This is a genomic window from Rhizobium brockwellii (genome assembly GCF_000769405.2).
In the GTDB taxonomy this organism is placed as follows: Bacteria; Pseudomonadota; Alphaproteobacteria; order Rhizobiales; family Rhizobiaceae; genus Rhizobium; species Rhizobium brockwellii.
The window spans coordinates 2,787,171-2,814,146 of record NZ_CP053439.1; the positions used below are offsets into that span (position 1 = coordinate 2,787,171).

The 26,976-nt window shown below is 62.4% G+C and carries 23 protein-coding genes and 1 other RNA gene; 10 read left to right on the forward strand and 14 right to left on the reverse strand.

All coding sequences use genetic code 11. The annotated features are described in order from the left end of the window. The first annotated feature begins 248 nt into the window (after positions 1 to 248). Complete coding sequence (locus tag RLCC275e_RS13995) at positions 249 to 2,288, forward strand: ATP-binding protein (protein WP_033180913.1); 2,040 nt, start codon at positions 249 to 251, stop codon at positions 2,286 to 2,288. Here the strand turns inward: RLCC275e_RS13995 and RLCC275e_RS14000 are convergent. Together RLCC275e_RS14000 and RLCC275e_RS14005 are read right to left on the reverse strand one after the other, a co-directional pair. Then, positions 2,273 to 3,199, reverse strand: coding sequence for a dihydrodipicolinate synthase family protein (locus RLCC275e_RS14000; protein WP_033180914.1), 927 nt, complete (start codon positions 3,197 to 3,199; stop codon positions 2,273 to 2,275). The genes RLCC275e_RS13995 and RLCC275e_RS14000 overlap by 16 nt on opposite strands. A gap of 21 nt (positions 3,200 to 3,220) precedes the next feature. Continuing rightward, entirely contained in the window at positions 3,221 to 3,835 is a 615-nt protein-coding gene (locus RLCC275e_RS14005; RefSeq protein ID WP_033180915.1) for a LysE family translocator, read from the reverse strand. Positions 3,836 to 3,980: 145 nt separating this feature from the next. Between RLCC275e_RS14005 and pdxR the strand changes: the two genes are divergently transcribed. After that, positions 3,981 to 5,489, forward strand: a complete 1,509-nt coding sequence (gene pdxR / locus RLCC275e_RS14010) for a MocR-like pyridoxine biosynthesis transcription factor PdxR (protein ID WP_033180916.1) — start codon at positions 3,981 to 3,983, stop codon at positions 5,487 to 5,489. On the opposite strand, the gene miaA is transcribed toward pdxR, so the two are convergent. Then, on the reverse strand, positions 5,486 to 6,382 hold the full coding sequence (gene miaA, locus RLCC275e_RS14015; RefSeq protein ID WP_082229740.1) for a tRNA (adenosine(37)-N6)-dimethylallyltransferase MiaA: 897 nt from the start codon (positions 6,380 to 6,382) through the stop codon (positions 5,486 to 5,488). The genes pdxR and miaA overlap by 4 nt on opposite strands. On the opposite strand from miaA, the gene serB reads away from it, so the two are divergent. Further along, on the forward strand, positions 6,381 to 7,271 hold the full coding sequence (serB, locus tag RLCC275e_RS14020) for a phosphoserine phosphatase SerB (RefSeq protein ID WP_033180918.1): 891 nt from the start codon (positions 6,381 to 6,383) through the stop codon (positions 7,269 to 7,271). The genes miaA and serB overlap by 2 nt on opposite strands. 182 nt (positions 7,272 to 7,453) lie before the next feature. On the opposite strand, the gene RLCC275e_RS14025 is transcribed toward serB, so the two are convergent. The 5 genes from RLCC275e_RS14025 to RLCC275e_RS14045 form a co-directional block, all read right to left on the reverse strand. Continuing rightward, positions 7,454 to 9,178 (reverse strand): Do family serine endopeptidase, encoded by a 1,725-nt coding sequence (locus RLCC275e_RS14025; protein ID WP_033180919.1) that lies wholly within the window; start codon positions 9,176 to 9,178, stop codon positions 7,454 to 7,456. A 199-nt stretch (positions 9,179 to 9,377) separates the two neighbouring features. Continuing rightward, positions 9,378 to 10,343: a protease modulator HflC gene (hflC, locus tag RLCC275e_RS14030; protein WP_003560921.1), complete on the reverse strand. Its 966-nt coding sequence runs from the start codon at positions 10,341 to 10,343 to the stop codon at positions 9,378 to 9,380. A gap of 3 nt (positions 10,344 to 10,346) precedes the next feature. After that, positions 10,347 to 11,429 carry an FtsH protease activity modulator HflK gene (hflK, locus tag RLCC275e_RS14035; RefSeq protein WP_003560923.1) on the reverse strand — a complete coding sequence of 361 codons (1,083 nt, stop codon included), beginning with the start codon at positions 11,427 to 11,429 and terminating at the stop codon, positions 10,347 to 10,349. A 148-nt stretch (positions 11,430 to 11,577) separates the two neighbouring features. Beyond that, positions 11,578 to 12,096 carry a dihydrofolate reductase gene (locus RLCC275e_RS14040; protein ID WP_033180920.1) on the reverse strand — a complete coding sequence of 173 codons (519 nt, stop codon included), beginning with the start codon at positions 12,094 to 12,096 and terminating at the stop codon, positions 11,578 to 11,580. 13 nt (positions 12,097 to 12,109) lie between these two features. After that, a complete protein-coding gene (locus RLCC275e_RS14045; protein WP_033180921.1) occupies positions 12,110 to 12,904 on the reverse strand; it encodes a thymidylate synthase in 795 nt (264 codons plus the stop codon). Between the two features lie 111 nt (positions 12,905 to 13,015). Here RLCC275e_RS14045 and ssrA point away from each other — a divergent pair. The 4 genes from ssrA (at position 13,016) to RLCC275e_RS14065 (ending at position 14,650) form a co-directional block, all read left to right on the forward strand. Continuing rightward, positions 13,016 to 13,378, forward strand: a transfer-messenger RNA (tmRNA) gene (gene ssrA, locus RLCC275e_RS14050). A 127-nt stretch (positions 13,379 to 13,505) separates the two neighbouring features. Then, positions 13,506 to 14,021, forward strand: coding sequence for an SspB family protein (locus RLCC275e_RS14055; RefSeq protein WP_003541317.1), 516 nt, complete (start codon positions 13,506 to 13,508; stop codon positions 14,019 to 14,021). A gap of 50 nt (positions 14,022 to 14,071) precedes the next feature. Next, the gene (locus tag RLCC275e_RS14060; RefSeq protein ID WP_003560930.1) at positions 14,072 to 14,266 is read left to right on the forward strand and encodes a DUF4169 family protein; all 195 of its coding nucleotides are present in this window, start codon (positions 14,072 to 14,074) and stop codon (positions 14,264 to 14,266) included. A gap of 159 nt (positions 14,267 to 14,425) precedes the next feature. Continuing rightward, positions 14,426 to 14,650: a ribbon-helix-helix domain-containing protein gene (locus RLCC275e_RS14065; RefSeq protein WP_033180922.1), complete on the forward strand. Its 225-nt coding sequence runs from the start codon at positions 14,426 to 14,428 to the stop codon at positions 14,648 to 14,650. Positions 14,651 to 14,742: 92 nt separating this feature from the next. Here the strand turns inward: RLCC275e_RS14065 and RLCC275e_RS14070 are convergent, their stop codons facing one another. From RLCC275e_RS14070 to RLCC275e_RS14080, 3 genes are all read right to left on the reverse strand, one after another. Next, positions 14,743 to 18,459, reverse strand: coding sequence for an AsmA family protein (locus tag RLCC275e_RS14070; RefSeq protein ID WP_033180923.1), 3,717 nt, complete (start codon positions 18,457 to 18,459; stop codon positions 14,743 to 14,745). A 202-nt stretch (positions 18,460 to 18,661) separates the two neighbouring features. Next, the gene (locus RLCC275e_RS14075; protein ID WP_033180924.1) at positions 18,662 to 20,074 is read right to left on the reverse strand and encodes an FAD-binding oxidoreductase; all 1,413 of its coding nucleotides are present in this window, start codon (positions 20,072 to 20,074) and stop codon (positions 18,662 to 18,664) included. A 161-nt stretch (positions 20,075 to 20,235) separates the two neighbouring features. Then, a complete protein-coding gene (locus tag RLCC275e_RS14080; RefSeq protein WP_033180925.1) occupies positions 20,236 to 21,270 on the reverse strand; it encodes an aldo/keto reductase in 1,035 nt (344 codons plus the stop codon). Between the two features lie 93 nt (positions 21,271 to 21,363). Between RLCC275e_RS14080 and RLCC275e_RS14085 the strand changes: the two genes are divergently transcribed. Both RLCC275e_RS14085 and RLCC275e_RS14090 read left to right on the forward strand, forming a co-directional pair. Continuing rightward, a complete protein-coding gene (locus RLCC275e_RS14085; RefSeq protein WP_033180926.1) occupies positions 21,364 to 22,266 on the forward strand; it encodes a LysR family transcriptional regulator in 903 nt (300 codons plus the stop codon). A 256-nt stretch (positions 22,267 to 22,522) separates the two neighbouring features. Beyond that, complete coding sequence (locus RLCC275e_RS14090; protein WP_033180927.1) at positions 22,523 to 23,617, forward strand: AbrB family transcriptional regulator; 1,095 nt, start codon at positions 22,523 to 22,525, stop codon at positions 23,615 to 23,617. Here the strand turns inward: RLCC275e_RS14090 and RLCC275e_RS14095 are convergent. Further along, complete coding sequence (locus tag RLCC275e_RS14095) at positions 23,577 to 24,488, reverse strand: AraC family transcriptional regulator (protein WP_033180928.1); 912 nt, start codon at positions 24,486 to 24,488, stop codon at positions 23,577 to 23,579. The genes RLCC275e_RS14090 and RLCC275e_RS14095 overlap by 41 nt on opposite strands. A gap of 45 nt (positions 24,489 to 24,533) precedes the next feature. On the opposite strand from RLCC275e_RS14095, the gene RLCC275e_RS14100 reads away from it, so the two are divergent. Next, entirely contained in the window at positions 24,534 to 24,941 is a 408-nt protein-coding gene (locus tag RLCC275e_RS14100; RefSeq protein WP_033180929.1) for a DUF2000 family protein, read from the forward strand. Between the two features lie 51 nt (positions 24,942 to 24,992). On the opposite strand, the gene RLCC275e_RS14105 is transcribed toward RLCC275e_RS14100, so the two are convergent. Next, on the reverse strand, positions 24,993 to 25,658 hold the full coding sequence (locus RLCC275e_RS14105) for a YiaD family glycine zipper/OmpA-like lipoprotein (RefSeq protein WP_012758248.1): 666 nt from the start codon (positions 25,656 to 25,658) through the stop codon (positions 24,993 to 24,995). A gap of 251 nt (positions 25,659 to 25,909) precedes the next feature. Then, positions 25,910 to 26,908, reverse strand: coding sequence for a flagellin N-terminal helical domain-containing protein (locus RLCC275e_RS14110; RefSeq protein WP_033180930.1), 999 nt, complete (start codon positions 26,906 to 26,908; stop codon positions 25,910 to 25,912). Positions 26,909 to 26,976: the final 68 nt, after the last annotated feature.

The following is a 26,976-nucleotide window of genomic DNA, read 5'->3' on the forward strand; positions in this document are numbered from 1 at the left end:
GAGGAGCCTGTCATCTAGCGCATGGGTGGCTATCGCCGGATGGTTACACCATCCTGCCCATGCGCTTTCCCACCACGATAAGAGCCGTTGCGATTTTCATGGTCGGAAGTGATAGACAGAAAATTTCGCAGCGTCAACGCATGCCGCAATAAAAAACTGCCCACGCCTGCGCCCCCGAAAATCGATAGGATGAAGGATTTGTTAAAGGATCGACTTTATTCTTCTACGCTACCGCATGGAGTAGCCCTTTGCTCAACAACGACTTGCACCCGTCTGGCAAGGCGGGTGAACAGGATCGCCGCGATGGCCATACACCGGGGAACCGCTTTCTCGGCCGCGTCGTTGCATGCAGCGGGTCGCGGGCCACCATCGCCGCCGTCGCCGAACAGGGCGGCACCGATCTGACCGAACTGTGGTCCGTGGGCCGGCTGATTTCGATCAGCGTCGGCCGCAACCGCGTCGTCGCGCTCGTCTATCAGATGAACACCGGCAGCCATGCCTGGGGCGAAGGCGAAGACAATATTTTCAAGATCGAGACCGAGCTGCTCGGCGAGGTCCGTGTCGACGAGGACGGGCGCGAGGAATTCTCGACCGGCATCTCGCGTTATCCCTATCTCGGCGCCATCGCGCACCGCATCCGATCCGCAGACCTGATGCGCATCTATGATGCCGGCCAGGGCACGACCGCCGTCATCGGCAAGCTGACGCAGGACGAAAGCATCGATGCGGCGATCCATATCCCTTCGATGCTCTCCAAGCATTTCGCCGTCGTCGGCTCGACCGGTGTCGGCAAGTCGACGGCCGTGTCGCTGCTCCTGCACAAGGCGATCGCGGCGGACCCGAAGCTGCGTGTACTGATCCTCGATCCGCATAACGAATTCGCCGCCGCATTTCCTCAGCACGCCGTCACCATCGATACCGATACGCTTGATCTGCCCTTCTGGCTGATGCGGCTTGAAGAGTTCGCCGAAGTCGTCTTTCGCGGCCGCCCGCCGGTGCCCGAAGAGCTCGATATGCTGCGCGATATCCTGCCGGAAGCCAAGCGCGCCTTCCGTGGTAGCGACAATTCACTGGTGCGCCGCACGACCGAAAAGAGTTCGATCACCGCCGACACGCCGGTTCCCTACCGCATGGCAGATTTGCTGGCGCTGATCGACGAGCGCATCGGCCGCCTGGAAGGCCGTTCGGAAAAACCCTTCCTGCGTTCGTTGAAGATGCGCATCATCGCCGCAATCAATGATCCGCGTTATCATTTCATGTTCTCCAACAACACGATCACCGACACGATCACCGACACCATCGCGCAGATCTTCCGCATTCCCGGCGAGAACCGGCCGATCTGCGCCTTCCAGCTTGCCGGCATTCCTTCCGAGGTCGTCAATTCGGTCGCTTCCGTGCTTTGCCGCATGGCCTTCGAGGTGGCGCTGTGGAGCGAGGGCGCCATCCACATGCTCGTCGTCTGCGAGGAAGCCCACCGCTATATCCCCTCCGATCCGAGCCTCGGCTTCGTGCCGACGCGCCAGGCGATCGCCCGCATCGCCAAGGAAGGCCGCAAATACGGCGTCTCGCTTGGTATCATCACCCAGCGGCCGGGCGAGCTCGACCAGACGATCCTGTCGCAGTGTTCGACGCTCTTTGCCATGCGCCTCGCCAACGACCGCGACCAGGAAATCATCCGCTCGGCCATCCCGAATTCGTCGATCTCGACGACAAGCTTCATCTCCTCGATCGGCAATGGCGAAGCGATCGCCTTCGGTGAGGCGATCAGCGTGCCGATGCGCATGCGTTTTTCCCGCGTCGAGGAGAACCTGCTGCCGAAGGCGAGCAACGCCAACAGCAAGCAGAGCGAGGAAGATCCGGATACGGTCGATTTGCGCAAGATCGTCACCCGCATGCGGGCGGTGACCGTCGGACCCGACATTTCGAATTTCCAGCAGAACTATGCCGCGTCCGCGGCAGGTTTCGACGAGACCGACGCAGCCGACGAGGATCTTGACGCGAAGCCATACACGCCGCCCGCCTCTTCCGCCGCGCCGCCCGCCTCCGCGCCGCTCGAAACCTACCGGCGGGAACTGCTGCCGCAGACGCCGCGGCTGGACCCGGCCACGTCACCCGCGATCGATCCCCGGCTGGACGCGCTTCGCCGCGAGATGCGCCGCGACGAGCCGGTCTTTCCCCGGCCGGCACCACCGACGGACCAGTCCGCAGCCTCCCGCCGGGAGCCCGGCACGTCGCTGCGCGAAAGCATCCTGAAAAAACCGCTGAGCAGCCTCTACAACAAGGATTGACGCTTCAGCTCGCCCTCCAGGGCGATCAGAGGCTCGACGGCGTCGAGCACACGCTGCCGGTCCATCGGCCCGAGCGGCAAGAGAGGGCGTGGGAGCTCTGCCCTGGCGAGTGAGAGAAGGTCGACCAGCGTATAGACCACGCGAAGGCTTCCGAACGCCTTGAACGTTTTCCAGAGCGGCTCGAGAAGACCATCGAGCCGACGCACTTCGCCGCCCTCGCCCGCAATCGCCGCCTTGGTCAGGGCAAGGGCGACGCGCGGAAGCAAGCCGCCGATGACGCTGTACCAAGCGTCGGCACCTGAAAGCAGCGCTTCGGCCGCGCCCCAGTCGCCGCTGTAGCCGATCGCAAGCCTGGTCTTCTCTCGCAATGCCGCCAGCTCGCCTGCGAAATCACCGTCAACAGGCAGAGGCATCTTCACGGCCCTGATCGTCTCGATATCGGACAGGCGCTGCAGAAGGTCCGGGCTGAAGGTGAAGTGGGTCGTGCCGGGATTATTGTAGATACAAAGCGGCAATTTCGCGGCCTCCGTGACCGCCAGGAAATGCTCGTAGGCTTCATCCTGGGTCAGCGGCGTGTAGGACACCGGCGCAAGCAGAAGAGCATCTGCACCGGCAGCCTCGGCATCCCTAGCCAGGTTCCGGGCATGGTCTGTCCTCAGAGCGCCGACGCCGACGACGAGGGGAACACGACCGCGAACGCATTCGACCGCGGCCTCGACGGCTCGCCGTCGTTCCTCGCGCGTGAGAAAGGCGTAGATCCCGGTGCTGCCGAGAAGGCCTATCGAAGCGACGCCTGCATCACACAGGCGTTCCAGCAGGCGGCAGAGGGCTTCGGTGTCGACCCGGCCATCCCTATTGGCGGGCGTGGGCGGAAAGGCCGAAAGACCATGAAACGGAGAAGCGACAAACATGATGCGATCCTGAAAATCCGGTCAATGTAAGAACAGAAGGCGCGATCCGGCGCCCGCGAAGAAGACGGCGAGACTACCCTCGATCCACCGCCGCGCACGGGCGTAGCCGCGCACCATCGGCGCCGTCGAGAAAAGCACGGCATAGCCGGCAAATATTGAGATCCCCAAGAGCACGCAGCCGCCGAAAGCCGTGACGGCCATCTCCGGCGAAGCGCCCGGCTTGAGGCCAAGCGACATGATCGCCACCCAGGCCAGAACCGCCTTCGGATTGCCGAGATGCATCAGAACGCCGCGACGATAGAGCACGCCAAGTTGCGCGGCAGGCCGGACGACCTCGCTTGCCGGCATATCCGGGGCTGCTGCCGAGCAGGCCGCCCTCCAGGCGAGCCAGAGAAGGTACAATCCGCCTGCGATCTTGAGAAACAGCAGGGCATGGGCATAGCGTACCAGCAGTGTGGAGATGCCGGTGACCGCAATCAGCCCCCAGCATGTCGACATCGTTATAACCCCGGCGGCAAGGGCGAGCGCCGGTCGACGCCCTTGCCGCATCGCCACATTCATGATGGCCATATTGCTTGGTCCGGGACTGCCTGCAGCGATTGCGTAGGCGATGTAGACGACGAGAAGATCCTGCATTTGCGTTTTATCCAGAAGTTTGCGCTCGCACGACCCACGAAGACAAAGAATGCGCCATCGGGGAACCGCCAATACGCTTCCTTTTCTTCGAAAATTGGTTCATCATGAAGCGCCATTTTGAAGAATTTGTATAGACCACTTTGCGATGTCCAAACGGCGCAGCACCATCGAAATACCGTCGCTCAAGGCGATCGATCGAACGGTCAACGTCAGCCGCCAGCTTGCCCAGGCCCTGCGGAATGCAATCGCCTGCGGTGAGCTGAGGCCAGGCGAACGGCTTCCTTCGACGCGCAGCCTTGCGGCTTCGCTGAAGATCGCGCGCGGCACCGTTGTCGAAGTGTTCGATCAGTTGACCGCTGAAGGCTATCTCGAAGCGCGGGTCGGAGCCGGAACCCGTGTTGCCACCGATCTGATGCACACCACGCCGGCGCCCCCGCTTGCACCGGCTGTGCCATCTACCGCGGATGCCGTCGATCTGCCTTCCCAGGCTGCCCGGCTGATTGCCGTCGCCCGTGCGCTCACCCCGCACCCGCCCGTTCCCTTCGCCATCGCCGTCCCGGCTTGTGGCATTGCGCCCGACGACAACTGGCGCCGTCTGGGCAACCGCGTGCGCGCGTCGCGACAGGCCGCACCCTCTGGTTACCACGATCCTATGGGTTTGCTCGAACTCAGGCTTGCCATTGCCGACCACGTCCGCCGCGCGCGGGCCGTTCATTGCGAGCCGGAACAGGTCATCGTCACGTCAGGCACCCAGCAGGGCCTCTATATGGCGGGCCGGGTCCTTCTCTCGCGTGACGATGCGGTATGGGCCGAGGACCCGGCCTATCCCGGCCTGACGGCGGTGCTCGATGATCTCGGTGTCCAGACACACCGCCTGCCGGTCGATGCACAAGGAATGAATGTGGAACGCGGCCTCGAGCTATGCCCGCAGGCACGCGCCGCATTCGTCACTCCGTCGCACCAATATCCGATCGGAATGCCGCTCAGCATGGCTCGGCGCAATTCCTTGATCGCCTGGGCCGACCAAAATCGCGCCTGGATCGTCGAAGACGACTACGACAGCGAGCTGCGTTATGCCGGACACCCCTTTCCCTCGATGCAAGGGTTACGTCCCTCACGCGTCATCTATCTCGGCACGTTCAGCAAGGTGCTCTTTCCTTCCCTGCGCCTCGGTTACGTCATCGCCCCTCCGCCGCTCGCAGAAGCCTTTGCCGGCGCCCGCGCCATTCTCGACCGGCATTCGCCGATCGCCGAACAGCACGTTCTGGCGGCCTACATGCGGGAAGGCTATTTCGAAGCGCATATCCGGCGCATCCGCGGCCTCTATGCCGAGCGCCGCGCTGTTCTGCTCTCGGCGCTCGATCGTGCCTTGCCTGAGGGCTGCCGCGTCCAGGAGAGCGACCAAGGCATGCATATTCTTCTATGGCTGCCCGAAGAGGTCGACGACGTGCAACTTGCAGCCCGTGCCCTCTCGGCCGGCCTCGCCGTGCGTGCGATTTCCCCAATGTATGCCGCGCGGCCGGCGCGCACCGGCCTGATGCTGGGCTTCGGCGGATTTCTGCCGGACCAGCTGCAGGCGGCGGTCAGCGAACTCGTCAAAATGCTGAGCCAGCAGATGTCTCAAGCGGGAGGCCCGCAACAAGCTGAAGCCTAAACTGTCAGCCGTTCCCAGCTATCGTCCATCTGGTTGCGAAACCATGTCATTTGCCGCTTGGCATATTGCCGTGTCGCCGCAGCCCCCTTCTCCAGCACCTCGTCGCGCGTCATCTCGCCTCTGACCATCGCCGTAATCTGCGACACGCCGATTGCCTTCATCACAGGCGCCTCGGCCGGTAGATTGAGCGCAAGCAGCGCCCGAACCTCGTCTTCCGCGCCTTGCTGCAGCATTTTTTCGAAACGCCCGTTGATGCGCTGATGCAGCACCGCCCTATCCGGCAGCACGACGATCTTGCGGGCCTCATCGGCGTCGATGATCACCGGTCCCGACCGGCCCTGGAAATCGGCGATCGACCGCCCCGTCGCCTTCAAGACCTCCAGCGCGCGGACGATCCGCTGCCCGTCCTGGCGGTTAAGGCTTGCCGCCATGGCGGGATCGGCCGCGGCGAGTGCGGCATAGAGCCCGTCCGGGCCCTCCTCCAGCAGCCGCGTCCTGAGGGTCTCCCGCAGCGCCTCCGGTATCGCGGGCATATCGGAGAGACCGCCGGTCAGCGCCTTGAAATAAAGTCCCGTGCCGCCGACGAACACCGGCAGCCGTCCCGCAGCCCTGAGCGCGGGTAGTAGTGCTGCGACATCGCGCAGCCAGGCGCCTGTGGAATAAGCTACACCCGCCGGCGTGTGGCCGTAGAGATGATGCGGCACACCCTGCATCTCCTCTTCCGACGGGCGCGCGGTCAGCACCCGCAGTGTGTCGTAGACCTGCATGCTATCGGCGTTGACGACCGCGCCGTCATGACGCTTGGCCAATTCGACGGCGAGCGCGGACTTGCCGCTGGCGGTCGGCCCGGTTATCAGGATCGCGTTCACTGTGCTCAGAAGGTTTTCCATCATGGCCCTCGTTGCCACGCTTGTTGCCAATCCGTCAAATCCCGTGCTGACACCCACGATCGCCGAGCAAGCGGCGGAGGCCGTGAACGCTTCAGGCCTCTACTGGCTGGCAGACGGCATCGCCTGTGACATCGCGCTGCGCGACGGCACCGATGCGCAAGCGGCCGAGGCCAATATCCTTGCCGTCATATCAAGCGCGCCGATCGACCTCGTTATCCAGGAGCAGGAGACCCGCCGCAAGAAGTTGCTGATCGCCGATATGGATTCGACGATGATCGGCCAGGAATGCATCGATGAACTCGCCGCCGAAGTCGGCCTGAAGGAGAAGGTCGCGACCATCACTGCCCGCGCCATGAACGGCGAGATCGCTTTCGAGCCCGCCTTACGTGAGCGTGTTGCCCTGCTGAAGGGCCTGCCGATATCGGTCGTCGACGAGGTCATCGCCAAGCGCATCACGCTCACGCCGGGCGGCCCAGAACTGCTTGCCACCATGAAGTCGAAAGGCCATTACACCGCGCTTGTCTCCGGCGGCTTCACCGTCTTCACCAGCCGTATCGCCGCCACCCTCGGCTTCGACGAGAACCGCGCCAACACGCTGCTCGAAGACGGCGGCATCCTCTCCGGTTTCGTCGCCGAACCGATCCTCGGCAAACAGGCGAAGGTCGATGCGCTGAACGAGATTGCGGCGCGCCTCGGCATTTCGCCGGCAGAAGCAATCGCCGTCGGTGACGGCGCCAACGATCTCGGCATGCTGCACCTCGCCGGCTCCGGCGTCGCCCTTCACGCCAAGCCGGCCGTCGCCGCCGAGGCGCAGATGCGCATCAACCACGGCGACCTGACCGCACTGCTTTATATCCAGGGTTACCGGAAGACGGACTTCGTTTCCCGGTAAACCGCTCGGACGACCTTTGATTGATAAGCAGTTGGACGAACTCCAGGCACTGGAGAAGCGTCACGACGAGAATATCGACACCAGCGGTATTTCTGACCGACGAACCGTAGCGAGTTGCGCGCAAAGGCAATCTGTACCGGCCTGGAAATCAAAAAAGGAGCGGCTGACCGCTCCATTTTCGCTTATTCCATCGGCACCGCAACGAACCGCAGATCGCCATTCGCCGATGCGATCATCAGCTGGGCGTTGCGGCGGCCTTCCTGTTTCAGCGCCTGCACCTTGGCGGCGACCGCATCCGGTGACTTCATGAACTCCTGCGCCACCTCGACGATCACGTCGCCGGGCTTCAGCCCCTTTTCAGCCGAAGCGGAGCCGGGCGTCACTTCCGTCACGACGACGCCATCGACGCTCTCGGCGATGCCGAAGACCTTGCGCGTCTCGGCGCTCAACAGCGACAGCGACAGCCCGAGCACGTTCTTCGGCGTGGCCGCATCCGGCGACACTTGGCCCTTATGCTGGTCGGGCGTGCCGGGTGCGGGCTTGGCCTGATCGCCTGAATCCGGCTGGTCCATATCGTTGTTCTCGCCGGGATCCGGAGCGATCACGCCGTCGTCCTGCGAGCCATCGGGCGCCGCATCGTCGGATGCAGCCGCCTGATCGCTGTCCTCGAGCCGGCCGAGCTTCACCTTGACGTTCTGCTCCTTGCCGTCGCGCAGGACCACCACGTCGACTTCCTTGCCGACCGTGCTTTCCGCCACGACACGCGGCAGGTCGCGCATTTCGCTGACGGTCTTGCCGTCGAATTTCAAAATGACGTCGCCCGCCTTGATCGAGCCGTCGTCGACGGGGCCACCCTTGATGACGCCGGCGACCAGCGCGCCCTTTGCAGTGTCGAGCCCGAGGCTGTCAGCGATATCGTCGGTCACCGGTTGGATGCGCACGCCGAGCCAGCCGCGCCGCGTTTCGCCATATTCGCGCAGCTGGTCGACGACGCCGGAAGCAAGCTCGGATGGCACCGAGAAGCCGATGCCGATCGAGCCGCCGCTCGGCGAAATGATCGCCGTGTTGATGCCGATCACTTCACCCTTCATGTTGAAGAGCGGGCCGCCGGAATTGCCCTTGTTGATCGCCGCATCCGTCTGGATGAAGTTGTCGTAGGGGCCGGCATTGATGTTGCGGCCACGCCCGGAAATGATGCCCACCGTCACCGAACCGCCGAAGCCGAACGGATTGCCGATCGCCATCACCCAGTCGCCGATGCGCATCGTGCTGGAATCGCCGAATTTCACGGATTTCAGCGGCGCCTTCGGCTCGACCTTCAGCACCGAAAGATCGGTCTTCGTATCGGTGCCGATCAGCTTCGCCTTGAGCTTGGAACCATTGGCAAAATTGATCTCGATATCGTCGGCACCCTCGATCACGTGGTTGTTGGTGACGATATAGCCGGCCGGATCGATGACGAAGCCGGAGCCAAGCGAGCTGACATTGTGGTTGCCGCCCTTGTTGCCCTGCTGCTTGTTGAAGAAATCGTTGAAGAATTCCTGGAAGGGCGAGCCGTCGGGCGCGCGCGGCGCCGGGCCTGCGCCCTCATCGTCCTTCACATTCTGCGAGGTCGAGATGTTGACCACGGCGTCGAGCAGCCCCTCGGCGAGATCGGCGACAGAAGCCGGGCCGTTGTTGGGCACTGCGGCCTGGACCGGAGCAGTCTGTTGCTGTGCGGCGGGTGCGAGAGGCGTAGGAGCGGGAGCGGCCGTTTCCGGAGCAGCGGGTGCCGCAACCCCAGGTGCCGTCGTCTCAGGAGCGGTTTGAGCATAGGCGACCCCGTTCATGCTGGCATGCGCAAGAATTGCAGCGCTGGCCATAAGCGCGAGCGTTCGTCTGAAGGGCGAGCGAATCGTGGGGGCCATCAAGCTTCCTCATAAGGGTGCATGCGCACATTGAGCATCAGCATAAGGCGGAATGATGGAGGGTGAAATCACCTTTTCGCGAAATCCCCGTGCAATGTGACGTGGCCTCGCAAAAGCCGGATCGTCTCAATCATTCCACGAAAAAAGGGCCGGCGCTCGGGCCGGCCCTTCCAGGATTGTCGGGGTCGTTTCCCCGCTGTCAGTTCGTCGGCTGGGCCGGTGCTGCGGGAACAGCTGCGCCGGGAACTGCCGGAACTGGTGCGGCCGGATTTGTCGGCTGCAGGGTGCCGGCGGCATTGTCGAAATAGCGGAAGAATTCCGAATTCGGCGACAGCACCAGCGTCGTATCCTGCGACGAGAGAGCGGAGGAATAGGCCGCCATCGAGCGATAAAACTCGAAGAAGGCTGGATCCTTGCTGAAGACTTCGGCGAAGACGCGGTTGCGTTCCGCATCGCCCTGGCCTCGAAGGATTTCCGCATCGCGCTGCGCGCCTGCGGTGAGCTCGACAACCTGACGGTCGGCGATGGCGCGCCGCCTCTGGCCTTCCTCATTGCCCTCGGCACGGATACGCTCGGCCTCGGCAAGGCGTTCCGAACGCATGGCATTATAGGTGTTCGGTGCAACCTCCGGCGAAAGGTCGGTGCGGCGGATGCGAACATCGTCTATATGCAGGCCAAGATTTTCGGCATCTGTGCGCAGGTCGTCGCGAATCTCCAGCATCATCGCGACACGCTCTTCCGAGAGTGCAGCATTGTAGTCACGCAGACCGTAGACGCGGCGAAGCGATGAATCGAGCTGCGCTCTCAGCCGCGCTTCCGCGGCTTCGCGATCGCCCGATACCGTTTCGCGGAAGCGGCGGACATCCGCGATGTTATAGATCACGAAGGCATCGACGTCGAAGGTCTGGCCATCCTGAACCTGAACGCGAATATTGTCGAGATCGAGCCTCAGCGCCTGCTTTTCGACCAGCTGAACACGGTCGGCATCCATGAAGCCGAAAGGCAGCTTGAAATAAATGCCAGGCTCGGTCTTGACCGACTGGATCTGGCCGAAACGGACGACGATGGCCTGCTCACGTGCATTCACCACGAAGATGGATGAATAAAGCCCGACCAGCACGATGGCGAGGATGATGAGAATGATGGGAAGTCTGTTCGATGTCATGACTCAACCTCCCTGCTGCGCCGGCTTGCCGAGCTCATTGAGCGGCAGATAGGGCAGGACGCCCTGCTTCTCATCGATGATGACCTTCCGGGAGTTCTTCAGCACCTGCTCCATCGTTTCGAGGTACAACCGCTTGCGGGTCACATCGGGTGCCTTGGAATATTCGTCGTTGATCGCCGTGAAGCGCTGCGCTTCACCTTCCGCTTCTTTCACGACACGATCCTTGTAGGCGGCTGCATCTTCACGGATTCTGGCCGCATCGCCTCGCGCCTGGCCGAGCTTCTGGTTGGTATAGCGATTGGCTTCTTCGATCGTGCTATCGCGGTCACGGCCCGCACGCTGCACTTCTTCGAAAGCATCCGCGACTTCCCGCGGAGGTGCCACGTTTTGGATCGTCACGCCGGTCACGGTCACGCCTGCGCCATAGCGGTTCATCGTGTCCTGCAGGATATTGAGCACATCCACTTCGATCGGCTGGCGATTGCTGCGGAAGGCGTCCTGCGCCGGGCGTCGGCCGACGATTTCACGCATGGCACTGTCGGAAACCTGCTGCAGCGTCTCTGCCGGATTTTCGACGTTGAAGAGATAGGCCTTGGGATCGCTGACGGTGTAGAAGACAGCGAACTGCACGTTGATGACGCTCTTGTCGCTGGACAGCATCAGGCCGTTCGAAGACGATGCCGAAGTCGCCCCGATGTTCAGCTGCTGCACGGTCACCTTGACCGTCTCCACGGTCTCCATCGGCCACAAGTGGAAATGCAGGCCCGGCATCGAAATCTCATCCTTCGGCTTGCCGAACCGCAGTTCGACGCCGCGTTCGTCCGGCTGCACGACATAGATGCACTGGATCAGCCAGAATACGGCGACGATCGCCGCGACGATCACCGCCACGCCGCCGTTGAATCCGCCGGGAATGATGTTGCGCAGCTGGTCCTGGCCGCGCCGGATGATATCTTCCAGATCAGGCGGTCCGCCCTTGCCGCCGCCACCGCGCGGCCGGTTCGGCCCCTGTCCCCATGGTCCCTGATTATTACCGCCGCCGCCGCCCCAAGGGCCGCCGCCGCCATTCTGATTGCTCCAGGGCATCAAAACCTCGTTGTTCGTTAAGTCTCGACGCATCCGAAACCGTGGGGGCTGACCGGCGGACGCGTTGGTGACCGTTATAGGTATCACCGCACCGGCTTTCAACGCAGCGTGAGAAACTTGGTCAATTTAATTGGAAAATAGTTCATTTTCAGGCGTATCGGCGCTCATAGACGATGAAACGCGTGGGATAGCTGTCCTTTTCGCCGGCCGGAACCGCGATCGCCTCCCCCGCCTGCCAGATGTCGGGATCGATCGCGGGAAACGACGCGTCTCCGTCGAGATCGGCCTCGACATGCGTGATGCACATCCGGTCGGCAAGACCGATCGCCTGCGCATAGACCTGCCCGCCGCCCAGAATGCAGATCTCGTCGACGCCGGTTTCGAGCGCCAGCCTTTCGGCCGCCGTCATCGCCTCCGGCAGCGAATGGGCCATGGAGACATCAGGATGGCCTATCGCCGCCTGCCGCGAGATGACGACGTTCGGCCGTCCCGGCAGCGGCTTGCCGATCGAATCGTAAGTCTTGCGGCCCATCACGACAGGCTTGCCCAATGTCAGCGCCTTGAAGCGCTTGAGATCGCTCGAAAGCCGCCACGGCATGTCGCCGTCACGGCCGATAATGCCGTTGCGGGCAACGGCGGCGATAATGGTCCTGCGGATGTCGGCCATGGAATGTCCCGGATCAGACGGCGATCGGCGCCTTGATGCTGGCATCGGCCTCGTAGCCGATCAGCTCGAAATCGTCGAAGGTGAAGCCGAAAATGTCCTTCACATCAGACTTGATGCGCATGAACGGCAGCGGCTTCGGCCGGCGCGCCAGCTGCAGCTTCGCTTGGTCGAAATGGTTGTGATAGAGATGGGAGTCGCCGAGCGTGTGAACGAAATCGCCAGGCTTCAGCCCGGTCACCTGAGCCACCATCATCGTCAGCAACGCATAGGAGGCGATGTTGAACGGCACGCCGAGGAAGATATCGGCCGACCGCTGGTAGAGCTGGCAGGAAAGCTTGCCGTCAGCCACATAGAACTGGAACAGGCAATGGCAGGGCGGCAGCGCCATTTCGTCCACTTCGGCCGGGTTCCAGGCCGAAACGATGTGGCGACGGGAATTCGGGTTGTTGACGATGCCTTTGACGAGATTGGCGATCTGGTCGATATGGCCGCCGTCGGGCGCTGGCCAGGAGCGCCATTGGGCGCCGTAGACCGGCCCGAGATCGCCGTTTTCGTCGGCCCATTCGTCCCAGATCGAAACGCCGTTCTCCTTGAGATAGCGGATATTCGTCTCGCCCTTCAGGAACCAGAGAAGCTCGTGGATGATCGAGCGCAGATGCAGCTTCTTCGTTGTGAGGACGGGGAAGCCCTCTTCGAGGTCGAAGCGCATCTGGTAACCGAAGACCGAGCGCGTGCCGGTGCCGGTGCGGTCGCCCCGGTCGGAGCCCTTTTCCATCACATGATTCAAGAGATCGAGATATTGCTTCATGTCGCGCTGATTCCGTTTCGGCCAATTTAAGCCTTCGGAACTGGGAAACCAATCACCGGCTGGCATTTTCCCAATCTTTCTGATGGGTCGCATAACGCTTTTGTGACGTTTGCCCTTTCCTTGGGCTGAGGAAACCACTATATCAGCCTTGCCGGCTTTCGGGCCGGCTATGGCGATAAATGAGCGGTGTAATAAACCTATTGGACCCGGGGGCGGTACCCGGCGCCTCCACCAAAAACCGGCGGTCTTAAAGGCCGGCTTTTGATGGGGGCGAAACAGGATCGACAAGGGTGTAAAGATCGTCTTTTTGCTCGGCATTGTACCGCCGTTATCGGGCTAAAATTGTAGTTGCAAACGACAACTATGCGGAAGCTCGTCTCGCTGCTTAATCGCGGTGTGACACTTCAAATAAAGTCCTAGTGGTTCGCACCTCTAGGCGGGGTCCGAAGGCACCTGGCAACAGAAGCCTTCACCTTCTCCCTGCCGCCGAAATCATGTATGCTGCTTAAAAACGTGACTCGGCTCCGGTCTTTCCCAAGGCGCCCGAACGTGGCATACAACCTTGTGAAAAGACTCCGAACCGACGAAAGACAGGAAAAGCATGGGGCAGGATCATATCCGCTACGACATTCTGGCACAGGATGCACTTCGCGGCGTCATCCGCAAGGTATTGGCGGAAGTCGCAGCCACGGGCCGCCTGCCCGGTGATCATCACTTCTTCATCACCTTCCTCACGGGCGCGACCGGTGTGCGCATCTCCCAGCACCTGAAGTCGAAATACCCCGAGCAGATGACTATCGTCATCCAGCACCAGTTCTGGGACATGAAGATCACGGAGACGCATTTCGAGATCGGTCTTTCCTTCTCGGACGTTCCGGAAAAGCTGGTCATCCCATTCAATGCGATCCGCGGCTTCTACGATCCCTCCGTTAACTTCGAGCTCGAGTTCGACGTGCCTCTCGCCGACGGCGAGGAATTGCCGTCCGGCGAAATCACCGCCTATCCGGTGGATGCGGCAGGAAAGCCCGATGACGCCGCAGGCGCAAAACCCGCCGACGGCGAAGAGAAGAAACCGGGCTCCGTCGTCTCGCTCGACTCCTTCCGCAAGAAGCAGTGATTTGAAGGGAGGCCAAGCCTCCCTTTTTCATAGGGAATCCAGGTAACCGCATGAGCGCCGAAATCATCAATCTGCGCCAGTTCCGCAAGAAGCAGGCTCGCTCCGAACAGGAGAAGCAGGCCGAGCAGAACCGCATCTCCTTCGGCCGCACCAAGGCCGAAAAGCAACTGACCCGCAGCCTGAACGACAAGGCCGACAAAGCCCATCGCGACGGCCGGATCGAGACCGATGACGACGGCGCGTGACGGTTTCACGCAAAGCTTGAAGAGCCGGAATGGAACCTGTGATCAGCCACTTGCGCGGTTTCCTTGAATCGATCTGCCGACCCACGCATGATTTGATAGAACGTCCTGGGGGCGTCCTCGCGGACGCGCCGCGCTCTAACCGGGATGTGAAGGCGCTCCATGATCCGCAAGCATTCGGCGACATTGCACGGCCACCGCACCAGTTTCTCGCTGGAGGATGAGTTTTGGGCTGAGCTGAAGACCGTTGCCACAGCCCGTTCGATACCGCTCGCCGCCCTGATCTCCGAAATCGACGACCACCGCCCGCCGGACAGCAACCTGTCCTCAGCGCTGCGCTTGCATGTCCTTTCCTGGCTGAAGGCCGGCGCCGGCCACCAGCCCTGATGCATGTTGCTTAAAATCGCGTAGCGATCGGGGACGACATCAATGAAAACAAAGACCTGAAGCGTCTTCCATGAATCAAATTCTATGCGCTTTCACTGCGCCTGAACGCCCGGCAACTGGTCGAAATTGAGCGGACCGGGCTGCGCTTGTCCGCTACGCCGTGCTGCTTCCGCCTCTGCTGCGGCCCTCGCCTGCGCATCCGCATCCGCCTTCGCTTTGGCTTCCGCCGCGCGTGCGGCCTCCGCCTCGGCAGTAGCCTTCTCAGCGGCTGCTTTCTGCGCCAGCGCGCGCAACCGCTCTTCTTCCGCCTGCCGCTGTTGCTCGATCTCGGCCGCCTTGATGCGCTCGGCGTCGTTGAACCGGTAGAGCGCCACCTCGCGGCGCAGCCGCTGTTTTTCGAGCACGACCGCCTGCAGCCGCTCGACGCGCCGGCGCTCCCGCTCGAAGGCGCGCAGCGACAGATAGCTGGTGATATCGGTCACATCCATCGTTTTGCCGGGCGACGGCAGCATGCCGGAAAAATTCAGCCGGAGCGCCGGCTCGGCGCCGGAAAGCGCTTCCGTGCCAGGATTGAACCCGACACCCAGCGTCGCGCTGATCCGCTCTTCCGGCAGCGCGATCTGCGCATCGGCGGTGATGCGGGCGAGATCGTTGGCGACGGTGACATTCTGCACCCTCAGCGTCCCGTCGGCGATGTTGAAGGGGACGCCGAGCGGCGGCAGCTTTGCCTCGCCGTTGCTGAGCAGCGTCTCGATGATCGGATGCACCTTGCCGGCATTGATCTGCTCCTGCATCGTATCGGTCGCGGCAAGCAGCGGCGGAAGGATGGCAAGGTTCAACCCGCGTATGCTGGTTTCGCCGAGCCTCAGTTCGCCCGAACCATTGAGCGAGCTGGCGATCTCGCCGATCGTCTTGCCCGAAGCCTCCATCGATAGCGACAACCCGAACTTGCCGTTGGCGATCGGCGCGCCGTCGCGCAGCCAGACGACGCCGGAAAGATCGGAATCGGCAAGCGCAAGCTTCGTCTGCACGAAACCTATACCGTTGGCATTGGTGAACAGCAGATTGCCGGAGAGCTTTCCACCGTCCCAATTGCCGGCCATGTCGTTGAGCTGCAGCTCGTCGCCTTTGTAGGCAATGTTGCTGGTGAAGTCCGACACCGCCGTTTCCGGCAGGCCGGGCCAGAACTCCTTGGCCGCCAGCTTCACGTTGACGTCGAGATCTTTGAAGATGGGCAGCCCCAGCGGCGCCGTCGTCAGCTGACCGTTGGCGGGATCGACGATCTGGCCGAACACCGCCTCGCCCAGCCAGCCTGCATCGGCCTTGGAGAGTGTCAGCCCGCCGCTCGCGGTCGTCTTCGCAGCCTTCCGGTCGAAGGTCAGCGCACCGGAAAATTCGTTGTCGGCCGCATGTCCCTTGAGATCGGAAAAGACGATCTTGTCGCTGTCGACGGCGGCATTGACCTGCAGGCCGAACGGCAGCCCGGTTCCGGTCTGCGGCAGGGCGATGCCGTTCATGATGAGATAGGGGTCGATATCGGCGCTGTCGAGCGAAAGCGCGATCTGGCCGTTCATGAAGGTCTCCGGCCGGACATCGACCTTGCCGTTGGCCATGAACGAGGTCCGGTCGGTCGCAAAGGTCAGTGCCGCGTCGGCGGGATCGTTGCCCGATGCCTTCACCTTCAGCGTCAGTCGGCCATTGGCGCCGACATCGACCGGCAGCGGGTCGAGCCCGGCCTGGCCGAACAGGACTGATGGCACGGCGTTTTCGAGCGTCGCCTCGAGGCTCGTCGTGCCGTTGCCGGTCAGCGCCAGGAGGTCGGACATGCGGTAATCGAGATTGACGCGGCTGCCGTTCGCCACGCCGGCAAGCGTCACCGTCAGCGCATTACCCTCGTCGCCGCCAAGCGTCAGCGCGCCGCGAAGCGCCGTATTGCCGTACCAGCCGGCATTACGCACCAGCCGGTCGAGCACCGGGTGATGCGGCAGGTGCTCGCGCAGCATGGTGAAGAAGCCGCCGGGATCGGCCGATTTGAAGGTGATTTCGCCCGCGCCCTTGTAGTCGAGCAGCGAGCCTTCCGCCCTGCCCGTCGCCGTCAGCTCGGCGCCGGCGATATTCTTGATCGACAGCCGGTCGACGGCAAGCGCCCCATCGGCGATCGTAAACGTGGTCTCGACATTCTCGGCACTGACGCCGAAGGCGGTGAACTTGTCGGCCTTGAGCTGGGCGGCGATCTTGTGGTCGAGCACGTTGTCGCCGGCATCCTGGCCGGTCATGAGCCCGCTCAGCGCCTGCAGCGCGTCAAGATCGAGCGTATCGCCGTTCAGCACCACCGATAGCGTCGGCGTTTGGCCGGAGATCGCCTGGCGCTCCACCCGGCCCTTCAGCGTCGCCGGTCCGATTGCGATCTCGAGATTTTCGAAACGCTGCAATTCATGCGTCAGGCTGACATTGGCGGAAAAGCCCGCCTGCCTCAATTGCCGGATAGCCGGATCGACCGAGCCGGCTAGCCAGGAGGCAAGCCCCGTCGGCTGGCTGGAGGCCACCAGGATCTGGCCGTTGAACGAAGGTTCGCCCTGAAGCAGGAGCTTGCCCTTGCCTTCCACCTGCGTGCGCCCCGGCAGCGTGCCGGTGGCACTGTCGATCATCCAGCCGGTGCCGGCCGGTTCGAGCTCCAGTTGCACGTCACGCAGGGTCGTATCGCCTGCGACGATCGCCGGCAATTTGACGCTCGCCTTGCCCGGCACCTGCGGGATCGGCACCTGCGCGACGATATCGATCAGCGAATTCAGCCGCTGGCGCGCCGAAACAGCGGGATCCCGCGTCGTCTTGCCGGCTGACCCCTGATTGCCGATACGGTTGACGTCGATCTGCTGCCCGTCGGCGGTCAGCAGGAATTCCGGCGCATTGCCGGTATCGAGCGTCGCCTCGCCGGTTATGACATAGGGGTCGTCCGTCGGGCCGATCTCCATCCGGTATTCGGGGATGCGGATGCGTTCATTGGTGAGCTCGAAGCGGCCCTTGACGCGCGGCGGCTGCTCTTTCTTGTTGGCGGGCTTGGCGCTGTTGCGGATTTCGATCGCGGCCGAAAGCTGACCCTGATAGTTCGGCTTGCTGTCGACGAGCTTCAGCTCGCCGTCGAGATCGACGCTGACAGGGTGCTTGTCCGGCGAAAGCCTCGTGCGCATGCGCAGCACGCCCTTCTCGTCCGGCTGACTGCTCGAGATCGAGAAGCCACCGTGCTCGCCGTCGAGCGCAGCGTCGCCCTCGATGCGCCAGGGACCGGCCAGCGACTTTGCCGACATTTCCGCATTGAGGCCGGTGATGCGACGCGAGCGGCCCGACTGGTCGTCGATGAATTCGACCTCGCCGCCGCTGACGTGCACGTTTTCGAGAACGACGGTCCTTGCCGGTATTTCCGCGCGGCTGCCGCGCATCCAATCGAGCGTACCGTCCTTGAGCAATCTCAAGCGCACCTTCGGATTGACGATGCGCATGTCGAAGATCAGCGCTTCGCCCGACAGGAAAGGCGCGAGTTCCGCATCCATGGAGAACTGCTCGACCTTGACGATCGGCGTGCCGTCTGCTTCCTGGCCGACGCGCACGTCATGCAGCGTCACCGATGGAAACGGCAACAGGCGCGCATCCACCGTGCCGTAGACGGTGACCTTCTTGCCGATAATGCGGCTTGCCTGATCCTCAAAATTCTTGCGGAAGTCCGTCCAGTCGATGAACAGCGGCGCAAGCAGCGCCACAAACAGCACTACGACGATCACTCCCCCCAGAAAGACGAGGAACCGGCCTACCAATGCAAAGCGTCTCCATTCGGGATTCTGTTGCCGACACTAGAGCATGATGCCGAAAAGTGTGAGCGGTTTTCGGACGACATCATGCTCTAACTCTTTATTTGAGAACAGGATTCAGATTTTAGGTTGAGCCGGCCCAACATCATCTTGTTCTAGCGCTATTCATGCCGGGGGCAAGACCCAACTTCATGAGAATATTCCGTTTTCAGCCATGGTGGAAAATCTTGCCGGGATTGAAGATATCGTCCGGATCGAGCGCCTGTTTCACCTGTCGCATCAGATCCACCGCGCCGCCGAGCTCCTGTTCCAGAAACGCCATCTTGCCTTGCCCGATCCCGTGTTCGCCGGTGCATGTCCCGTCCAGGTCGAGCGCCCGCCGGTTCAATCGCTGCACGAAGCTTTCGGCCATGGCGATGTCTTCGGCACTTTTGTCGTCGAACAACAGCAGCACATGGAAGTTCCCGTCGCCGGCATGGCCGACGATCGGCCCCAGCAGCCCGTGTTCCTCGATATCCGCCTGCGTTTCGGAAACACAATCGGCGAGCCTCGATATCGGAACACAAACATCGGTCGAAAGTGCGGCAAGCCCGGGCGCCAGCGCCCTTGCAGCCCAATAGGCGTCGTGGCGCGCCTTCCAGAGCTTCGTCCGTTCCTCGGCATTGGCGGTCCACAGGAATTCGCCGCCGCCGCATTCGGCGGCGATCTCGGCAAAGGCTGCCGATTGCAGCGGCACCGTCTCGTCGGTGCCGTGGAATTCGAGGAACAGTGTCGGGCTTTCGGCATAGGAGAGCTTTGAATAGGCGTTGCAGGCCCGCATCTGTACCGTGTCGAGCAGCTCGATGCGCGCCACCGGAATGCCCATCTGGATCGTCATGATGACGGCATCGCAGGCGGCCTTGATGCTCGGAAAGGCACAGGCCCCTCCGGCGATCTTCTGCGGAATCGCCTGCAAGCGCAGCGTCACCGAGGTCAGGATGCCGAGCGTGCCCTCGGCGCCGACGAAGAGCCGCGTCAGGTCGTAGCCGGCAGAAGATTTGCGGGCGCGCCTGGCCGTACGGATCTCCTCGCCATTGGCGGTGACGGCGGTGACGGCAAGCACATTGTCCTTCATCGTTCCGTAGCGCACCGCATTGGTGCCGGAGGCCCGAGTCGAGGCCATGCCGCCGATCGAGGCGTTGGCGCCGGGATCGATCGGGAAGAACAGGCCGGTATCGCGCAGGTGGATGTTCAGCGCCTCGCGTGTCACACCCGGTTCGACGGTGCAGTCGAGATCTTCGGGATTGACCTCGAGCACCCGGTTCATGCGGCTGAAATCGATCGAAATGCCGCCATTGGCGGCATTGACCTGGCCCTCCAGCGAGGTGCCGACACCGAAGCCGATCACCGGCACCTTGTGGGTCGCACACGCTCTGACCGCCACCTTCACGTCCTCGGCGCTCTCAGCGAAGAGCACACCGTCCGGCAGCTGCGGCGGGATGTAAGTGGTCGTATGGGCATGCTGTTCACGGAAGGACTGGCCGGTCTGGAAACGCTCGCCGAAGCTCTGCTTGAGAATACCAAGCACCGCGGCAATTCCCGCCTCGTTGCGTGTGCCCGCCTTCGCGTCCTTCAGCGCCATCCCTTTGATCTCCCTGCCATTCCGCAGAAACCATATCATGTTCCGCAGGTCAGGCTGGGTATGCGGCAAGTCAAAGCGGCTGTCCAGTTAAGATTGGCAGAAGATTTCATTCCCCTTTTGTTATAGGCCGGTTGCTATTGCCAAGTCCGCCGCCTCGCACCTCAGACAATCGGCGGATTGAGCCGCGCAAAACCCTCCTGCCTGCGATAGGGAAAATAGGGATAGGGCGCCGTGACAGTGCTGACCGCGTCGAGCCGTTCGATCTGCTCCCTCGACAGGTTCCAGCCGACCGCGCCGAGGTTCTGCCGGAGCTGCGCCTCGTTGCGGGCGCCGATGATGACGCTCGATACCGTCGGCCGGTTAAGCAGCCAGTTGATGGCGATCTGCGGCACCGTCCGGCCGGTCTCACCTGCGATGGCGTCCAGCACCTCGACGATGTCAAACAGCTTCTCGTCGTCGACGGGCGGGCCGTATTGCGCCGTCTCGTGCAGCCGGCTTGCCTTGGGCAGCGGCTGGCCGCGGCGGATCTTGCCGGTCAGCCGTCCCCAGGCAAGCGGGCTCCAGACGAGGGCTCCCACACCCTGGTCGGCGCCGAGCGGCATCAGCTCCCATTCGTAATCGCGCCCTGCCAGCGAATAATAGACCTGATGGGCGACATAACGCGGATAGCCGTGGCACTCGGCGGCGGCGAGCGACTTCATCAGCTCCCAGCCGGCAAAATTGGAAACGCCGACATAGCGAATCTTGCCTGCGGCGACGAGCCCGTCGAGCGTCGACAGCACCTCCTCGACCGGCGTCGAGGCATCGAAAGCATGAAGCTGCAGGAGGTCGATATAGTCGGTCCCGAGCCGGCGCAGCGCATCCTCGGTCGCGCGGATCAGCCGTGCTCGCGACGTTCCCCAGTCCTGCGGCCCCTCGCCCATTGGCAGCGCCGTCTTCGTCGAGATCAGCACAGCGTCTCGCCGGCCGCGGATCGCCTGGCCGAGCACCTCCTCGGAAGCGCCGGCCGAATAGACGTCGGCGGTGTCGAAGAGATTGACGCCGGCTTCGAGGCAGATATCGACAAGCCGCCGCGCTTCCTCGGCATCGGTATTGCCCCAGGCGCCGAACAGCGGCCCGCTGCCGCCGAATGTGCCCGCGCCGAAGCTCAAGACCGATACTCTGAGGCCGGAGGCACCGAGATTTCTGTAGTCCATGGATCTGTCTCCTTAGGTTTATCCTCAGATAGACCTCAGACGTTCGATGATATAGATTGCCTGAAAGCAAATCATCTGTGACTTGAATTCATTATGAGTCGTCAGGACATCAATCGCTCCGGCGAAATGGAAGTCTTCATTAGTGTCGTCGAGCGCGGCGGTTTTTCCGCCGCCGCCACGGCCCGCCGCATGACGCCGTCGGCTGTCAGCAAGCTCGTCGCCCGGCTTGAGACACGCCTCGGCGTCCGCCTCGTCAACCGCTCTACCCGAAAGCTGCAGCTGACGCCGGAAGGCTGTGCCTTCTACGAGCGCAGCATCGCCATCCTTGCCGATATCGCCGAGGCTGAACGTCAGGCCTCGACAGGTGAACAGGCCTCAGGCCGAATCCGCATCAACACCAGCGGCTCTTTCGGCAATCATGTGCTGGCGCCGCTCGTGCCCGCCTTCATGGCCCTTCATCCGGCCGTGACGCTGGATATTTCACATACCGACAGGATAGTCGACTTGATGGAGGAGCGCGCCGATGTCGCAATCCGCGCCGGCCCCTTGAAAAATTCCAGCTTGATCGCCCGCAAGCTTGGCGCCACCGGCAAGATCATCGTCGCATCGCCGGATTATCTCGCGCGTCATGGCAAACCACGCACGATCGCCGATCTCCGCCGCCATTGCCGCATCGGCTTTTCTTACGCCCGCGCCATCGAGGGCTGGTCGCTGCGCGAAGGTGGCGAAACGGTAACGATCCCGATCACCCCGGGCCTGCAGGTAGGAGACGGCGAAGCCATGCGTCACCTCGCTTTGTCAGGCGCCGGCCTTGCCCGGCTCGCCGCCTTCACCGTGCGCGCCGATATCGATGCCGGGCGCCTGGTGCCGGTGCTCGAAGAGGCCAATCCCGGCGATCTCGAGGAGTTCTACGCCGTCTATATGGGCCAGGGCGGCCAACTGCCGGCGCGTGTACGCGCCCTGCTTGATTTTCTCGCCAGCCACGTGCGTTTCTGACGGTACCCCGCCCAAAATCGTGCGGTGGCTCAGGAGAGCGGCATACATAAAAACAATGACTTAGAGCGGCCGCATGAATCAAATTCGCATTTTAAGACGCTGAGAAGCCAAATTTCGCAATTGACCGCTCGCCTTCCACCCGCCTATACCGGACCCGCGCCAGCCGGCTCTTGTAGCCGGCCTTTCTTCGTCATGCCGGAGCCCCTCCCATCTTCAGCCTCAGGGCTTGGCGCCGGCCAGGAAAGACACGGGGATCATGTCACTCAGCGACGCAAGCCGCCTGCTGCGGGATGCCGGCCTGCCGAAATGGGCGCTGCTGCTGGCACTTTCGACTGCTCTCGTCGTCTTCCTCGAACTCTTCGCCCTGCCGGCCTCGCTGCTGATTGGACCGATGGTCGCGGCAATCGCACTGGCGCTGACCGTCGGCAAGGGAAAGCTTCGCGTGCCCTTCTGGCCGCTGCAGTTCGGCCAGGTCCTCGTCGGCCTGATGATGGCGCGCACCATCACCTCTGACATTCTCGGCACCATGGCGAAGGACGCGCCGCTCTTCCTGCTGTTCATCTTCTCGGTCATTGCCATTGCCACCGGCCTCGGCTGGCTTTTGACGCGCTGGCAGGTGCTGCCGGGGACGACCGCGGTCTGGGGTTCCTCGCCGGGCGGCGCCTCCGCCATGGTCATCATGTCCGAAGCCTATGGCGCCGATGCCCGTCTCGTCGCCTTCATGCAGTATCTGCGCGTCGTCTTCGTCGCCGTCGGCGCCTCTGTGATCTCGCGCCTGTGGGTGGCAGCCGACGGCGCCGAGCCGCCGCCGCTTGTCCTCTTTCCCGAGATCGACTGGCCGGCCTTTGCAGCGACGATGGCTTTTGCGGCCTTTTGTGCCTATGGCGTCTGGCGCCTGCGCCTCCAGGGCGGCACGATCATCGTGCCGCTCTTTCTCGGCGCCTTCCTGCAGGGCATGGGCCTCCTAAAAATTGAGTTACCGATGTGGCTGCTCGCCATCGCCTATGCCCTAGTCGGCTGGAGCATCGGACTGCGTTTCACCCGCTCGATCCTCAAGCACGTGGCGCGCGCCCTGCCGAGGGTATCGGCCTGCATCGTGCTGCTGATGGTGCTCTGCGGCTGCATGGCGGTAGCGCTTCACGTCTTCGCCGGCATAGATCCGCTGACCGCCTATCTCGCCACTAGCCCCGGCGGCGCCGATTCCGTCGCCATCATCGCCGCCTCCAGCGATGTCGACGTGCCCTTCGTCATGGCAATGCAGACCGGCCGTTTCCTGGTGATCCTGATGGTCGGCCCGATGCTCGCCCGTTTCATCGCGCGCCGTTCCGGCCTTGTGGAAAACCCCGTATAGAGTGCGGCGCGGAGTTATGCGCGAGCGCTGCCCACTGGCCAGGCGTCATGCCGTAGGCTTTTTTGAAATGGCGGTTGAGATGGCTCTGGTCGGCAAAGCCGGTCGCCGCCGCCACATCGGAAATCCCCTCGCCCACACCGATCATCGCCCGGGCCCGCTGCAGCCGCCGCATCAGGAGGTAGCGATGCGGGCTGGTGGCAAAGGCCGCCCGGAAATGCCGCGACAGCGCAAAACGATCGAGACCCGTCACCGCCTCAAGCTCGCAGGAATTCACTGCCCGGGTCGCATGCGCCTCAAGATAATCCCGTGCCGCCCGCGCATGCCGCCAGGCGACGAGGCCCAGCGGCCGGCGCGGCATGCGCGCATGCCGTGACAACCCGACCGTCACCCGCGATACGAAATCGTCGACGAAAAGCGCGTCCAGTTCGCGGTCAAGTTCGCCGAGTGCCGCCAGCAGCACGCCCGCCAGCGCAGGATCGCCGATAACGGGTTCATCGACAAAAGGCAGGCCGACGCCATCCGCCTCCAGGCATTCGAGAAGCAGCGACGGCTCCAGATAGAGCATGCGGTATTGCAGCCCATCCTCGGTCCCCGCCCCGCCGTCATGCTCTTCGTCGGGATGCAGCACGATCACCTGCCCCGGCAGGCTGAAGCGCCGCTCGCCGCGATAGCGGAAGGTCTGAACCCCCTTCAGAGTCACGCCGAGTGCATAGGTGTCGTGCCGATGCGGCTCGAAAGCATTGCCTGAGAACTGCGCCTCGATGCGCTCGATGCCGGGAAAGGCCGGCGCAGCCAGGATGGCGTTGCCGGATGGTCCCGCGCACAAACGTTCAAGACCCTCGAAGACCTGCGGATGTAAGTCCTGGTTCAACGCGCCCGATACTCCATAACCCGTAGATAGGTGAAAGACCGTCCGATGTTTGATACCAAAATTGCCGTCGTCCTGCGAAACAATCTTGCCGGCTGGCAGAAGCTGAACGTCACCGCCTTCCTGATGACGGGCATCGCCGGCCGGCATCCCGAGATCATCGGCGAAGCCTACAGGGACCGCGTCGGCAATCTCTACAATCCCCTGTCGATCCAACCGATCATCGTGCTCTCCGCCGACGAGGCGACGATATCAGCCGTTCACCGCCGCGCGCTGGAGCGCGATATCACCAGTTCGCTGTTTATCGAGGAGATGTTTGCGACCGGCCACGACGCGGCCAACCGCGCCGTCTTCGCAGAATTTGCGCCCGAAGATGCCAAGGTTGTCGGCATTGCGCTGCGCGCCGAAAAGAAGATCGTCGACAAGATCACCAAGGGCGCAACGATGCAACACTGACGAAAAAGGCCGGGCATTACCCGGCCTTTCCGCAAACGTTATGAGCCAGAATCAGCCCTGCGTAATTGGCGCGATCTGAATCTCGACGCGGCGGTTCTGCGCACGGCCGGCCTCGCTCGCATTGGAGGCGACGGGTTGGGAAGGGCCGAAACCGACGGCGGAGACTCGGCGCTGGTCGATGCCCTGGCCACCGAGATAATCGGCAACCGACAGCGCGCGGCGCTGCGACAGGTCCTGATTGTGCTGCAGGCTGCCGGTCGAATCCGTATGGCCGTTGACGTCAATCAGCGTGCGGTTGAACTTGCGCAACACGATCGCCACCGAATTCAGCGTCGGATAGAAGCCCGGCTTCACCGCGTCCTGGTCGACGTCGAAGGTGATGTTCGAGGGCATGTTGAGGATGATGTTGTCGCCGTTGCGGGTCACCGAAATGCCGGTGCCTTCGAGCTGGGCGCGAAGCTCGGATTCCTGCTGGTCCATGTAATTGCCGATCGCGCCGCCGGCGAGAGCGCCGACACCTGCGCCGATCAACGCCGCATTGCGCTTGCCGTGGCCGCCGCCGCCGACAGCCACGCCGACGAGAGCGCCTCCGAGGGCGCCAAGAGCAGCACCACCCGCCGTATTGGAAACCTTCTGTTCACCGGTATAGGGATCAGTCGTCGTGCAGGCACTGAGATAGCTTGCGGCAATAGCGAGAAGTACGAATTTTTTGATCATGGACAGGACGGTCTCCGTTCGACTGATCCGAGCAAATGGCAAGGATTGCGGCAAGAAAATGAAGATGTTCTCCTGATACGGCAAATTCGAGCGTCGAAACACAGCCATGTTGCCGGAATGCGCTGATTATCACCAGTTTTGGTGGACGCCGTCCCTGCGCCTCCACGGGAATTTGTGAAAACTCCGCAGCGGGAAGCACTTCCTGCCTGCGGAGTTCGATGTCACGCGTTTCGGATGAAGAGAGTCTGGGCTCAGAAATTCTGGAACAACTGCCGCACGGTATCGTAAGTTGCGTTGGCGATGTTCAGCGATTGCAGGCCGAGTTGCTGCTGCGTCTGCAGCGCCCGCAGCCTGCTCGACTCCTCCTCCATGTCAGCATCGACGAGCTGGCCGATGCCGGCGGTGATGTTGTCGTGCAGTTTCGTCGCGAAGTCGTTCTGCAGATTGATGCGTTTTTCCAGCGCGCCAAAAGCCGAACCGACCGTCGTCAGCTGCGTCAGCGCTGCATCGACGACGCTGATCATTTCGCTGACCTGTCCTTTCGTCGTGCTGGCCGAGAGCGAAATCACCACCTGCCCGGTGGTGGTGCCGTTTTTGCTCTGCATCAGCACGTAGTCCTGCGACGCGCCGAGTTCGGTAGCGAAATAGGCCGATGTCAGCACGCCGTATTCGCCCGAACCGGTGGCGCGATCGTCGATCAGGTAGCGCGCGTCCTTGGAGGTCGTACTCCCGCTCGGCGTCGTGTCGATATGGTAGCTCAGCATGCCAACCGAGATCGTCCCATCGGCATTGCGGATGAAGGAGGCCGGAATCTGGCGCGGCTGCGTCGGTGTCGCATCGTTGTTGAGAACCACCCAGTTGTCGCTATTGAAAGTCGCCGCCTCGGAGACGCTGCGCAAATGCTCTTGCAACTGCTTGATCTCTTCATTGACCTTGTCCTTGTCGACCCCGTCTTCGGTCGCGGCAACCAGCTTGGCCTTGATCTCGGAGACGACATCGATGACGTTCTGGACGCCGGTATAGGCCGTTCCCATCGTCGCCGCCGCCATACCAAGCGCATCCTGGATCGCCGAAACCGCCTTGTTGTCTGTTCGCGCAGTGGTGGCGACCGACCAATAGACGGCATTATCGCTGGCCTTTGCCACACGCATACCGGTCGTGATGTGATTTTGCGTGACCGCCATATTACGGTTGATATCGCGCAGCACATGAAGCGCCGCATCCACCGAGACGCGCTGGTAAATACTCACAGAACTAAACTCCAAAAACACAACACGACGCAAACTGCACAAGAAATGAACCGTCCGCACGGACTGTC